This is a genomic window from Legionella micdadei (genome assembly GCF_000953635.1).
Classification (GTDB): domain Bacteria; phylum Pseudomonadota; class Gammaproteobacteria; order Legionellales; family Legionellaceae; genus Tatlockia; species Tatlockia micdadei.
Genome location: NZ_LN614830.1, coordinates 756,220 through 769,372 on the forward strand (window position 1 = coordinate 756,220; position 13,153 = coordinate 769,372).

Genomic DNA, 13,153 nt, shown 5'->3' on the forward strand with positions numbered 1-13,153 from the left:
TTGGCATTATCCTAAGTAGGTTTTGGTTATAGATACTCTGGAGTGGCCGAGGTCTCTACTTATAATTTCACGAGCTTCTCTGTCTATGGCTTTTTCTGATTGAGATAAATATTTAGATGTTTTTCCCCCTTCAATGGGACATTCGAATGGTTGTTTATCAGGCGATAACTGCCTGGTTAAATCGTGGTATCTTCTTTGAGCATAAGCATGACGCAGACCATGACAATTTTTCAACCCTAACTTTTCTATCTCAGTTTGATATTGCCTCAGATACTGTTTATAAGTTTTATTTTTGGGGATCAATGAATGGCCAGGAGAGATTTGTTTTATTGTTTTTTCTAGCCATTCTTTTTGTTCCTTGCTTGTAATATCTATGGCTCTTCCAATTCCGCCTTTAGTCCAGCTGGATTTTAATATCAAACGTTCGCCAAACCAAGCCTCGCTTATAACCAATTTCATCGACTCTTCACGACGTAAACCAAAGAGGTATTGAGCCTCAAGAGATAATCGTATCATTGGATTTTCGCATTTTGAGAAGTCTATATTAGTGATAGCTTTATTGTATGTGGGTACATAATTTCGATTATCAATTTGATAATAGTCATTGCTGGGTTTGATTATCTCTGGTTTATTAAGCCAGATGGATAATTTCCTGAGTTTAGACATGTAATTTTTTATGGTGGCCGGATTTTTACCCTGTTTTTTCCAATGTTCTACTAACACTTGAATGTGTTTTGATTTTAGTCCCTTGACATGAGCTACCATAAAACCTTGCTCATGCAGATCCTTGATGCAACGATTCAATATATGGCGTGTATCAGCTTTACTGGCATGGGAATATACACTTAGTTCTTTGATACATTCGTTGATAGAAAATAGTGCGCTTTTAAGTTTTGATTTACTCATGTAGGTATGTCCATAGTGTGTTGCGAGATTTTATTCCAAGTTCATCCTGTAATATCAAACAGGTTTGGTAGTTACCCAATATGGGTAGTAAGTGTTGATACATTTGTTTTGCATATAGATAACGCCAGGACTTTTTTATGGGTATGTCAAAAGCCATGAGGGTATGATTCCAGCTAAGTTTGACTTGTTTATAACCAAAAAATTGTACCAAACTTTGTCTATTAGTTAGTTTTTCTAAGTCAGATACGACGTTTTTTTGAATTTCATTTCTGAAAGGGATCGTTCTGTCCACCGAGTTAAAAGTGATTTCTCTCGTGAGCGAAAGTTTATGCTCTTTGATATGGATCCCAGGTTTAATCTGTATTGCTTCACTAAAGGTCAAACCAAACTCTGTTTGTAAGGCCATAATAATGCGTGATGTCATTTCAGAGAACGATTCCCAGAGATTGGGTTGCCATTTTAATCGTTGGGGTTTTAATATTTTTCGATGCAATTGCAGAGACTTGTTGTCTATATTCTGTATTGGACAATTAATGCTTAGTAAATAATTTCTAATAATTGTCATATAACGCATAATTGTTGCATCTTTAACATGGTTTCTTTTCCAATATCCAACCAGTTTTTGAATATGCTCTGATTTCATGTTTTGCCATGAAGTAGGAACATCTCCAATACGGAATAGATCATCAATCATCTTTTGTATGACGTATGCGCGTTTTTTCTTTTCTTGGTAGCTGCCTCGGTTATCAAGTTGGAAGTACCGGTTTGCAGCTTGTCTTAAGGAATTTTTTCTCATCATCCAATCCGAAAATTCATTTGCCCTGTCTCTGGTTTAGTGTTGGTCGAGCGGCTCACTCAAAGATGAAACCTGGCAAAAGCCATAAAGCTCGAAGTGGGGGGCAAAACAATCGTTATAAGGCAAACGATCTCGCCGATTTACAACAGTTTTTCTGGTTATTTCCTCCTTGTGTTGTTGATTAATAAAAACGACAAAACGATGGGCTTTGTCACAAGTCCATGGTCAAATTGAAATAAATTGACTTAAACTCCCGAGGGAGTTGCCCTGTCGGATGACAGAGATTCCTAGATGATTTTCCCGACTGAACGTCCAGCCACAGAGTTAGGGAATAAAGTGGCTTTGCACAAGACGTTGGATTACGTTTCGCTGGAATCGCGCCAGCTCTTCAGTTGTGCTTCATTAAAAAATATCAAAGTGGTGCTTGCTGTGCAAGGGTTAAAAGAGAACAATTTTGTCCTGACGCCAGACTGGCGTCAGGACAAAATGCAGTAATGTGTTGATTTTACAAAGTAAAATCAATGGTTGTGTTCTGCGTCACTGCACATAGTATGCAGTGACGCAGAAAAAACTCCAAATATATATAACAATTAAGAACCAAGTTGTGCGTGTAGCATCAGCACATCTACTATTATGTGATGCTCATATTCATCAAGTTCTAAACCAGCTTTCATTTTAGTGCCGATATTTCTTACAAATATCGAATGTTCGTCATCACCATGGACATCGACGAGTTCTAGAGCAATTTCGAGTGACTTGCCAGTGAGTGGTTCTTTATTTGAAAGACAGTTTTTAATATGCTTATAATCAGAATTATCAAATACCAACATGTCATCAAATCGACCACGTTCATCGGGGAAATTTTTATAATAATCCTCTACTTCCATTTCTGTAAATCCGTGCATTGGAATTAATCCATTATCCATACTCATATCAAAATGTACAAAATTTATCTTTTTGTCTCTATGAATTTCAACGCCAAATGAACCATCAAACCTTCGGTTCTTGAATCGATCATCTTCGCTAATAGGGTCATTTTTATCCAATTCAAACTCAAATTCAGTTGTGAGATTATAGTTCCCATCAACATAGAGCATCCCGTTTTGTATTTCATAAGTAAGATTAGTTACAGAAATCTCTTTAGCTACAAAATTAGATGCTCTGAAATTTATTTCATATTGTCCCTCGTCAGTAAAAAAATAGTTCAATAGGAATTTTTGAATTTCACTTTTCATCACATTTAATTTTTTACAAATCATCTGAATAGCTTTTGCGGAATGTTGAAATTGTTCAAGAATGTCTAATAAATCTCGCAATGGAATTTTCACACTTTGAATAAATTGAATTGCCAGTTCTACTCTTTTAGTCATATCCTTTTCCAAGGATATATTTTTTAAAAGAATTTCTTTTGTTGACCTAGATTGCTTGAGATTAGATTCATAAATATTTAGATAATGTCTGTAATTAGAAAAGCCATACTTCTTTGAAATTTCATCAAGAGCATTGCTCATTAATAAGCCGTGACTTTTCTTTAATTTTTTGGCTTCTTGTTTAAGATATGTTGGAGAAACAGGAGTAATCATATAAATAAACCTTATTTTTACTCATCAACACTTTGTCGTCTGCTTCCAAAACATTGCTGAGCAATATTTGGTTTAATATGATTTGGATGAAACTTGTTCAATGACAGTGCTCGTGGAAGTTTTAGTATGCAGACGCAAGGTTTCTGTCTAACCTAGTGAGATTTTATCTCTTTAAAAATATGTGTCAAGAGGGGCGGTTCTTAGCGTGTAGTGGTATATTGTAATGCGTAAGAATCTGATTTCGAAGAGAGCCGTACTGTACAAAACAAGGTGAATATTAGTCGGCGTTGTTCGAAATCAAATTCTTGAAAGATTATTTTTTGAATTGATAGCGGTTTTATTTCCCTTGTTTATTGTATTTAGGTTGGAATTTGGCTATTTTTTTGGATTCAGCTGTTCTAGCATCTTGTATAGATGAAAATTGCTTTATTGTAACTTTAGCTCCTGGAATAGTGCCAATATGTTCAGCAATTCTGTCTGTGACTCTACCTCTTTTAGCTGTCCCTATATAGTTTTTATTGCCTCCTGCTGTTTGGATTTCATATACGACAGGTTTGTTATTGGGTAATTGGCTGATTAAATTAGATGTATATTTTGTTGTTTTCATTTAACACTCCATTGCTAAATCATGAGATCTCATATTGACAAAAATGATCAAAAAATGCAACAAGTTACATATAAAAAATAGATTAATAAATGGAGAAAACTCATATGGCATTTACTAGAGAAGGAATGGGTGAGCTTGAAGCCAAATGATGGTTGTTCTTAGGTAATGGGATTCTAATTTTGAATAGTTCACCTCCATTAATTAAAATAAATGCCTGTCCTTTGGGTAAGGCGATAATATCATCCACTCCAATCATAGGCACACAAGAAGTCTGAACCCGATCCTCATTGGTTGTATTAAAATAAACCCCATCGTCCCCATGTGGCGTATCGTTAACCATAGAAACCTGCGTATGTCCAACAACACCTACTTGTGGCAGCACCTTAACCAGTAAATTAGCTGTTTCTTCATTTTTAACACGCAGCATAATCAGAGTATTGAAATTTCCCTCTGATACCTCCGCTTTAGCTCTGGAACCAAGTGCAACCTCCATATCCTGGATCGTTTGAGCATAAGCAGTGACTTGAAATCCAGCCCCGCCAGCCTTATTAAGAATCTTTACAAAAGAATCCTGGATAATCTCTGATAATTCATCGCAATGTAGCTTTAAAGTGTATCGTGCGTTAGGTTCTTTATAGATTTTACCAGCAGTGGAAACCAGATCAGATAAAAAGGCTTTTCCTACAGCTTGGGCAATGTTGGGATTGGTTAGGCTATCTAAGCCGATATAAAGCACTTTCTTATTTTTAATTATATCCATCAGCTCAATTTCACCTGGCTGAGCTTTTGACGACAGGATTTTTGAGGCATTACTCTTATTAATTTCAGAAAGTACTGGTCCAACACTGGCAGTGATTTTGTCGTAATAATGTTTATCCATAATGGCGGCGTCGTAGAGGTCTATTAAGATTTGGTCATGCAGGGCTTCAGCATTGTTGCTTTTGATGGTTTTGTTGATGTGGTCTTTGACATATTGCACGACTGCCTGGTGACGCTCCATTGGGGATTTAGTCTTATTATTTTTGCCTATTTTACTATCATGCTCTTCGATGATGTCATCTATTTCTTGATGATAATTAGGATAGTGGTTAGGCAGAATGTTATCAGCATAGGACATTAACAGTTGCTCTAATCGGCTGATATAGAAGGCTATTGTTTGATAGGTAATGGATTGATTCATTTCTTCTAAGCATATAGCAACGATATTAACGTATTTCCATGCGAAGGCTGCGAACTGTTTTCCTTCTCCCTCTGCGGATATTGCATCAGTGATGCGTGTGGCAACTTCGCTGATTTGGTCGAAATTCTTTAAAGGGTTGTATTGTGCAGATTGTTCTGGAAAGCCTAAATGTACTATTTTGAAATCTTCTATTCGTCCTGATGCTTTGCAGGCTGCGATCATATCTCTAACCAGATCTTGATCGCCTTTCGGGTCTACAACAATGACAGCATCACCGTTGCGGATGTCTTGGTTAATCAAAATGCTGGCTAAACGGGTTTTTCCCACTCGGGTTGTACCAACAACGAAAGTGTGGCCTACTCGTACATCTTGAGGGATATATACAGATTTATCCTCTTCACCAACGCCATGCAAGAAAGGACTGCCGCCAACAGGTGGATCAGGTCTAAACGGATTTAGTTTTGAATTGGTATTTAACCATTTGGCTAGCTTTGTATGTTCATGGTTTTGGCAGAATCTTCTGGCAAGCTGGTAGCAATGGCTTCGTTGCATGAACTTTTCATTTTTGACTTGTTTAATTTGATGCAGTTTTTGGGTATGGCTTGGTCGCCAGCGAAAGCCTTTGCCCAGGAACAACCAGTTTTTGGATAAAGGTATTTGAGTGGTGGATAGGGCATAGGTGGGCATGGCTAATAATCTTCGGTGATAGCGTTTTACTTTAATTGCTTGCCAGGCTCTATAAATTCCAGGGATTAATAATGCGAGCGCAGCATATAATCCCATAGTCTGTGTTAGTAAAAACAAATGCGGTTGGGTATATGCCAGTAAGGATAGAGACAAACAGGTAATGGCTGACCAGGCTTCTGTTGGTTCTCTTAATAGGTTATTAATGGGGTAATTGCTCATAGTCGACTCCCGATCATCAAGGCATCAATAAATACAAAAATAGCCAGCAGATACCAACGAGCTTTTAAGGCGGTGCTCAACTGCTCTGTGGTAAGTTGGTGTTGATTCTGTAAGCGCGAAATTAATCTTGGCCATAACAGGATAAGGGTTAAATAGAGCACTCCATGCAGACCAAGAAATAATGGTTGAATGGTAGTGAAGGTGCTTTGCCAGCGAGTCAGTAGATTGCTATTAATGAACCAGGGCGCAATCGCTAATAAGGCAATGATTGGTAAAACGGTTTGAATTAATACTATAATAGATGAACGGATATAATGTTTAATCATAGGGATAGCTCCAAATGAGAAAGGTATTTCGGTTGTTGGCGGTTATTCTTGATGCTCTTGTCGGTGTAGCAGAGGAGAAACCTGCCAAACGCTACATGTCTGTTTATGAGGCTCAAGATAAACTTGATAATGGCTTGATCACTATTCGTGAATACAATGAAGCTTTTGAACGTAAGGATGTGCTTTAACATATTCATCGAATTCCTTTTGAAATAATTTTTACTCCTGTCTTGGCTACGTGCATACCGGATTGAGCCATGCTTTCGCTCTGCCTATCCGAACCATTAACCAAATCCATAAGACCAGCCCCAGCGTCACCGCCAAAATGACTTGATAATCTCAGCAATAAAACAGGCGCGACAAAATAAAACATCACAGCCATATTCTTCATGGCAGAAATCGCATCGTTTTCACCTAATGGATCAAGTACTGAACGCTCAAGAAATCCGACTAAATGCCAGAGGTATTGAAGAAAAATAGCCATGACAAATAAGGCGCACAGGCTGCCTAATGCTCGGGTGCTGTAGCAGCTCAAAGACAAAACCATTGGGGTGAGAATGATTAAAAAGAACATGAAAAATGCCTGCATTACAGGTAAGGTTTGCATGATGGCTTCTCTTTTTAATGGGGTAGATGTCCAGGATTTTGTCCATTGCCCGACATTGACCAAACTATGGGTAATCGCAGATGCGACTTTGCCATTGTTATTGTCCATGAGGTTTTGTACAGAACTTGCCTGCATGTCTTTGCTTTCTTGCAAGAGCATCTTGGCAATAAAATCTTCTGCACTGATGTCTGCTTTCCAGGCTTTCGGGTGTTTCATTTTATATTGGCGAACCCTATCCAGCATGGCGTAGTAATTTAGATGCTTGTTAAAAACACTGGCTTGATTAGAGACTTCAACCAGGTCAGTTTTGATTTTGCTCCACCATTGCTGACAGCTTGGATAGCCGTCCTCTGGCAATTGTTCTGGTGGGATATCACCACGATTAGCCGCTTTTTCAAGATTACGATTAGGGGCTTGATGGAAAGTAAAACCTGACACAGGTTGGCGTGCATGAAGTTTGCTGTAATACATTTTTTGCAGGATTTTAGAACCCATCCAGTTTAAATCATCCTCACCGCCATAACGTTTTAGCATGGGATCTAATTCACTGGCTTCATGCTTCTCACTGTTGAATTGCGTTCTCGCTTCAATAAAACATTGTCTATGAAAATCCAGTGCTTGTTTGCGAATATTCTGTGGCAGATAAGTTGATACCAAATCGCCTTGAATGGATTGTAGACTGTCGGTGCAGCCCGTTACTTTCATGAGACTGTAAGTAAAGCTCGACATAAAGTTCTGGATAATGGCAAAGCCTATAGGGATCTTGACCTGATTCGTCAGCAGATCTGCAAAGGCTTCATCATAAGTTGTCCCGCTGTCGCCAATGACCGCAGTCGTTGGGTTTTTTAGGCCACATAAGGGTTTAAATTGCAGGGCTTTGGTTTCCAGAGGCACACAGGGATAGACGAATAGGCTGCATATCAGGAAAGTGATTGTCAGCTCATAAAGAAAATTATTTAAAGCATGTTCAACCGCATAGAACGCACCTGCGGGATTGAGCACATTTTTAAGAAAGCGATAGCCAATGGCTAAAAAGCCAAGGTACAACAGCCCTGTTTGCCACAGGGCGTTGAATAGAACCTCATACTGTTGCCAGCCTAGATAGGTGGTATAGAGGGATAAAGGATTAAAGACAATCATAATTAAGCTCCTTTATTTTCTTTAACGTAAATTGCGCCATTTTTAACAGCAGGCTGTTCGTGATCCTGACCTGGCATATTTTGGCTTTGGGCTTGGTGTCGAATATCCATGATGGTTCCTAAGGTTTCAGTCATCATTTTTTTACGGACATCGTTTTCAAAAGACAAAGAATGAATGTCATCGTCCAGTTTTTTCAGGGCAAACAAGACCATATTCATAGCAGGTTTTAAATTCTGTACTTCTTGCACTTGTAATCCTGCTTGTAAGATGCGGCGCATCATCAATGCTTTATCCAACATATTTTGAACAGCGATTTCTTCTGCCAGTTTTGAGACTGTAAGCATTTGTTCTTCACGGGGTAGATGCTGAATGGTGGTAATGACTTCATCGGTAATCAGTAAATTGGAAGCACTGATTTTATGCAGATTTTCCTCGGTCAGTTTCCATGTACCATTGATCAAATTCCATAAGGCCTTGGCAATGTTCTGACTACAGGTATTGGCGTTCGCACAGCTTTGCAATAAAGCTGATAAGCCAATTCCTGCTTTAGCATCATGGTTTTGTTTGTTCTCACTGCTGCTAACCTGAATATCACCAAGAACCTTAACTGCCCAATTAGCTGCATCGGTAGGTGTTGGCCAGCTTTGTACCATAGGAATTTTAGTGCTTGGTTTTTCCAAAGAATCTAAGGGTTTTCTCTCTAAAAGGATGTTGTAGCCCGCAATGACCACATCATTGATGACCTTAATGGGACGTTGAAACTTACCGCCAGCATTGCCTTTATCGTGGCCTATCCAGGGCAGGCCATATTCATCTCGTTTTTGAGCAATACTTTTCGATGTTTCAGTCACATCGACGTTTTCCTTTTTAGCTCGTTTGGCAGCGTCGAGCCATCCTTGACTATCGGATACTGATAATATGCCTTCCATTGGCGATTGGTTTTGTTCCAGAGCTTGTTTGACTTCTTGGCAATCCTTAACCTTGAGAGTGAATTCATTTTGTGCGCTGGATGCGGCATTTTGTAGAACATTATATAAAGCAGGCATGGACTGCTGTAGCTTATAAAGTGGGAATCCTGCGACAGAGCCTTTGAGGTTATCAATGACACCGCCAGGGATATTTAACGCTGATTTTTTCAAATCCTGAAAGGTATTGGTAATGGATACGACAGGATTAAAACCGCTACAAGAGAATCCCATACGGCCATCAATATCTGCACCAATAACCAGTGTTTGGTCTTTATTAACAGGTGGAATAAATAAATTAGATGTTCCTCCTAATTCATAATAGTAATCCGATTGACTTGGCATAAAGCTGCCAGCATGAGTCAGTGATGGAATGAGTAAAGCTAGTAATAGAGATTTCTTCATGATGATGTCCTATCGTTTTTGAGGTTGCCCAACCTTGGGGAAAGTAAGAAAGTTGACGAGTTTGCCTTTGTGCTGAATACAGCCGCGATATTTGCGCCAAAGGACAAACACGTAATTGCCATTTCCAGCTTTTTCGTCTTCAATGCCGAAATCCTGTGCATCGCCTGGGTGGATATTGCGATTTAACGGATAAATTTCCTGCCAGATGACTTTCGTGTTTTGTGGGTCGTAAACGGCATTAGCCACCACACAGTTTTTACCGCAGGAATTACTGGTTGACTTGGTGACATGCAACGGATTTTTATTAGTGACAATATCAACCGCGTGCATGGCTGCAACAACTGACGCTCTGTAGTTATAGGGCTGCGTTACGCGCATTAATCTTGGAATTTCAGAACCCCAATGCTGTGTTAATGTGCCGATTTCATGGTTGATTAACAGATGAGGATGCGTTCCCATATACAGCAATTCAGCGGCTTCCGTTCTATCCATGACTGCATCAGCTTCGGCCAGATAATAAGGAACACCAAAACCAGTTTCCGGCCTGTGTGATAGATAGGGGATGCGGTAAAATGCAGCAGGGCTGCCAATCACATCAACAATGCGCGTGCGTTCGTCATTGATATGAAGGTCTGTGGTTTGACCGCTGTCATTACCAAATCCCAACGCTGAACCAGTTGCAGCTTTATAGGCTTGTTGGTACATCGTTCTTGCTGCTTTATTTTCATAAAGGGTTCGTGCTTCAAGCCAGGGATTTTCTTCTGGTTTATTGCTGATGGTAATCACCAAATCTGGCAAAAACTGTTCAATCGCAGGGGTGACTTCAAGTCTTGGCGGTAAACGTCCCACCGTCCAAGTGCAAGAGCCAATGACTTTGTAATGGCTGTTATGAAACAGCTTTTGCAAAACCCGTGTGGCGATTGTGAAGGTATTCACAGGATGAGGCGGGCTTGTGCTTTCTAAAGCAAAGGCAGTATTAGTCATAAAAATAAGCCCTGTTATTAGTAGTTGTTTTTGGTTGTTCGAGCTTTTTAGCCATGATTTCAGCGGCGACCAGGACATCATGTTCTTTCTCCAGAAGGTGGCGTTGTGCTTTTTCAGATTTCTCAGTCATTAAGAGGGCAAGCAGGTAGCGAGGTGGAATGACGCGAAATAATCCTTGGTAGCGTGACCCTAATAAAACTGCTTCTGCATACAAACCTTTTTGCGAATCAATATCTCTGATTAATGTTTCCTGCTGCGGTGTTAAGGATTTAAAGCGTTTCACATCAGTGATTTCTTTTTCATCCAATCCCAATAAAATCCAGGTTTCAATTAGCGATAAAATCTTTGCGGCCTTTTCAGAATTCATGTCGGTGACGTTTTGGGTAATCGCAACCAACCAAAGCCCGAGCTTTCTGGCTACTTTGGCAACCAGTAAACACACTGTCACCACAGAAGGAATTTGAAATTGCAGGTGGGACTCATCAATAAAAAGAAAGGTTGGTCTATTGTCGTTTTGAGTGGCCTCAGCCATAGCCAGTATCCTTGGCAACAAAGACACCATGACCAAAGCCAGCTTTCCGGTGTCATCTTTTATGGCAGAAATATCAATATGAAAGATATCAAAATCACCTAAAGGTTCTGTTGGTACATTAAAGAAGCGTGATTTTGCGCTGTTAATGACATAACTGTTTAATCGGTCGTGCATGTCCAGAATTCGGTCTTTTTTGCGGGTCACCGTTTCTTTATCCAGCCTCCGTTGAAAGCTACTTACAATATGCTCAGTCAGCATTTGTGGTATGCCGTTGTTAAATGAAGTTAGGATGGCATCAATTAATACTTCAATAAGCAGCGTTTCATCAGCCAGGGTAAATTGTTCTTCTTCCAGGGCATTGGCTTCTGTAATCATGGTACGTAAAGCCAAGGCAAGCTCTGCAAGATATGCGCGAGAACCATCGCCACAAGCCAAATCTTCTGAATTTGCAGGATCTTTAAGATCCATGATTTTTTGAGCCATTAAAGCAGCTTGTTCTGCGCTTAAATTATCTGTAATTTCTGGAATGGCTTTATATGCTTCGCAAAAGGGATTTAATGGAACAGCTTCCTCTTTCTTATTGCTCAATAATAACTGCTTGGTTTTTTTGCCATGGGCTTTGGCATGAATGAGCATCCGGTCAAACGAGTTCCCCATTTCAAAAAGTACTACACGGGCGTTTTTCATGGCGAGTAGTGATTGAATCATCCAACCTGTTAAAACTGACTTACCACCGCCAGAGTTGGCGAAAATCGCGCAATGCGAATTTTGGCTAATAAAATCATGGTGAAGTAAATCAAAGAAAACAGGTTCACCTAAGCGGTTGAAAAAAGGAAAGCAGGGTAGATGCCTTGCGCCTTGGTTTCGGCCATAGACTGGAAGCAGAGCCGCAAGCTCCGTGGCATACATCAGGCGGTCAAAGCATAAGTACTTACGGGCATAGTGGGGATCGAAATTAAACGGTAGGGCATTGAGCCAGGAATTTAAAGGGTGGATATCATAGTTGGAATGAATTAAGGGCATCTTGGCATCGTTGAAAATGCTATGTAGGTTTTTTTCTATGGCTTGTGCTTGTTGTTCATTTTCGGCTTGATAAAAAACGGCCTGATTAACCCAGAACAGGCGATTGCCAGTACTTAATTCATTACGGGCTGTTTTTATATCATCTCTGACCTCTTGGGGTTTTAGGCTGGTTCCCACAATTCCCTTTTCTAATCGTGTTAAATGAGAATCAAGATTTTCATCATGGCTAAAGACGACTTGAATGGTGTAGATGCTTCCTTCTGGCAAGGTATCCAAAAGCGCATAGCGGTGTTTAGGATTAGCTTGTTGTCTTTCTCGGGAGACTAAACCAATAATGGGCGCTTCTTTTAAGCCATCAACATACAGGATTCTTTGTTTTCGGCCTTCAAAAATAAATCCTTGCTCATCGCTCTCAGGCGGGGAAAAGAATATATTTTGTGCCAGATTAAAACCTGCGGGTATGGGATTAGGGTAGGGATATTGTTCCAAGATCTCATCGGCTGATTTAGGATTAAACCAGCGTATCCACCACTGATAATAATCCTGGCCTGTAAGACGTTTGATTTCGAGGCCTGGCGAACGCAGTTTGGTTTCAATCTGATTGACGACTTCCTGATGTTCGAGAAGAATTTGCTCGCGGGGTAGAGTGGTTTGATGTAATTGTCTATAAAACAATACTCGAATTCTTCTCCTGCGGCCACGATAAGGCGCACCTGTTTTCGGATCGAGAAATAAACCTTCTGGCCTGGTCATTTTGTTGTAGAGATCTTGCAAGCGTTGTAAGTAATCTTGCGTTAGTGGATTTTCAACGAGTTGTTGTGGGATTTTGGATTTAATATGATCGATAACGGGATCAAGGCAATATTCATCTTGAACAAACATTTGCATGACCCAAGGATCTATCGCATGAAGGGGAACTACCGTTGCAAAGGTATCGCGGATTTTATTAAAGACAGCGTGCAAGTATTCAGGCGAAGCTGCTTCGGCTTGAATATCACCTAGCTCAAACCCTGAACCTAAACTTTTTCCATCGGCAAATAAAAACACTTGTTCTTGCTCGTTGAAATCAACAATAGCCAGTCTGTCAGCAAACGAGGGTAAAGGATTGGCGTATTGCTTTTTAATGGTTTGTTCCTTTATAGCCTGGGGATTCATTTCCCCAAGCAACCAGTTAGATAATCGTTTCATCATGC

12 protein-coding genes are annotated in these 13,153 nt (G+C 39.9%); 2 read left to right on the forward strand and 10 right to left on the reverse strand.

The features are described 5' to 3' along the window. Positions 1-6 precede the first annotated feature (6 nt). Entirely contained in the window at positions 7-906 is a 900-nt protein-coding gene (locus LMI_RS03400) for a phage integrase N-terminal domain-containing protein (RefSeq protein ID WP_045098537.1), read from the reverse strand. After that, positions 899-1,702, reverse strand: coding sequence for a phage integrase N-terminal domain-containing protein (locus tag LMI_RS03405; protein ID WP_045098538.1), 804 nt, complete (start codon positions 1,700-1,702; stop codon positions 899-901). The genes LMI_RS03400 and LMI_RS03405 overlap by 8 nt, the downstream gene beginning before the upstream one ends. Before the next feature lie 291 nt (positions 1,703-1,993). On the opposite strand from LMI_RS03405, the gene LMI_RS03410 reads away from it, so the two are divergent. Continuing rightward, positions 1,994-2,197: a hypothetical protein gene (locus LMI_RS03410; RefSeq protein ID WP_045098539.1), complete on the forward strand. Its 204-nt coding sequence runs from the start codon at positions 1,994-1,996 to the stop codon at positions 2,195-2,197. Positions 2,198-2,292: 95 nt separating this feature from the next. Here LMI_RS03410 and LMI_RS03415 read toward each other — a convergent pair whose 3' ends face one another. The 4 genes from LMI_RS03415 to LMI_RS03430 form a co-directional block, all read right to left on the reverse strand. Further along, positions 2,293-3,285, reverse strand: a complete 993-nt coding sequence (locus tag LMI_RS03415) for a hypothetical protein (protein ID WP_045098540.1) — start codon at positions 3,283-3,285, stop codon at positions 2,293-2,295. Positions 3,286-3,622: 337 nt separating this feature from the next. Beyond that, on the reverse strand, positions 3,623-3,892 hold the full coding sequence (locus tag LMI_RS03420) for a GIY-YIG nuclease family protein (RefSeq protein WP_045098541.1): 270 nt from the start codon (positions 3,890-3,892) through the stop codon (positions 3,623-3,625). A gap of 100 nt (positions 3,893-3,992) precedes the next feature. After that, a complete protein-coding gene (traD, locus tag LMI_RS03425; protein ID WP_045098542.1) occupies positions 3,993-5,978 on the reverse strand; it encodes a type IV conjugative transfer system coupling protein TraD in 1,986 nt (661 codons plus the stop codon). Next, on the reverse strand, positions 5,975-6,304 hold the full coding sequence (locus LMI_RS03430) for a hypothetical protein (protein WP_045098543.1): 330 nt from the start codon (positions 6,302-6,304) through the stop codon (positions 5,975-5,977). Before LMI_RS03430 ends, traD begins: the two co-directional genes overlap by 4 nt. Positions 6,305-6,318: 14 nt before the next feature. Between LMI_RS03430 and LMI_RS15460 the strand changes: the two genes are divergently transcribed. After that, positions 6,319-6,492: a hypothetical protein gene (locus LMI_RS15460; RefSeq protein ID WP_102010534.1), complete on the forward strand. Its 174-nt coding sequence runs from the start codon at positions 6,319-6,321 to the stop codon at positions 6,490-6,492. A 5-nt stretch (positions 6,493-6,497) separates the two neighbouring features. Here LMI_RS15460 and LMI_RS03435 read toward each other — a convergent pair whose 3' ends face one another. The 4 genes from LMI_RS03435 to LMI_RS03450 are packed head-to-tail and all read right to left on the reverse strand — an operon-like array spanning position 6,498 to position 13,148. Beyond that, positions 6,498-8,051 (reverse strand): conjugal transfer protein TraG N-terminal domain-containing protein, encoded by a 1,554-nt coding sequence (locus LMI_RS03435; RefSeq protein WP_045098544.1) that lies wholly within the window; start codon positions 8,049-8,051, stop codon positions 6,498-6,500. 2 nt (positions 8,052-8,053) lie between these two features. Continuing rightward, positions 8,054-9,421 (reverse strand): integrating conjugative element protein, encoded by a 1,368-nt coding sequence (locus tag LMI_RS03440; protein WP_045098545.1) that lies wholly within the window; start codon positions 9,419-9,421, stop codon positions 8,054-8,056. Positions 9,422-9,430: 9 nt separating this feature from the next. Then, complete coding sequence (locus tag LMI_RS03445; RefSeq protein WP_045098546.1) at positions 9,431-10,405, reverse strand: TIGR03756 family integrating conjugative element protein; 975 nt, start codon at positions 10,403-10,405, stop codon at positions 9,431-9,433. After that, positions 10,398-13,148, reverse strand: a complete 2,751-nt coding sequence (locus LMI_RS03450; RefSeq protein ID WP_045098547.1) for a conjugative transfer ATPase — start codon at positions 13,146-13,148, stop codon at positions 10,398-10,400. Before LMI_RS03450 ends, LMI_RS03445 begins: the two co-directional genes overlap by 8 nt. Between the last annotated feature and the right edge of the window lie 5 nt (positions 13,149-13,153).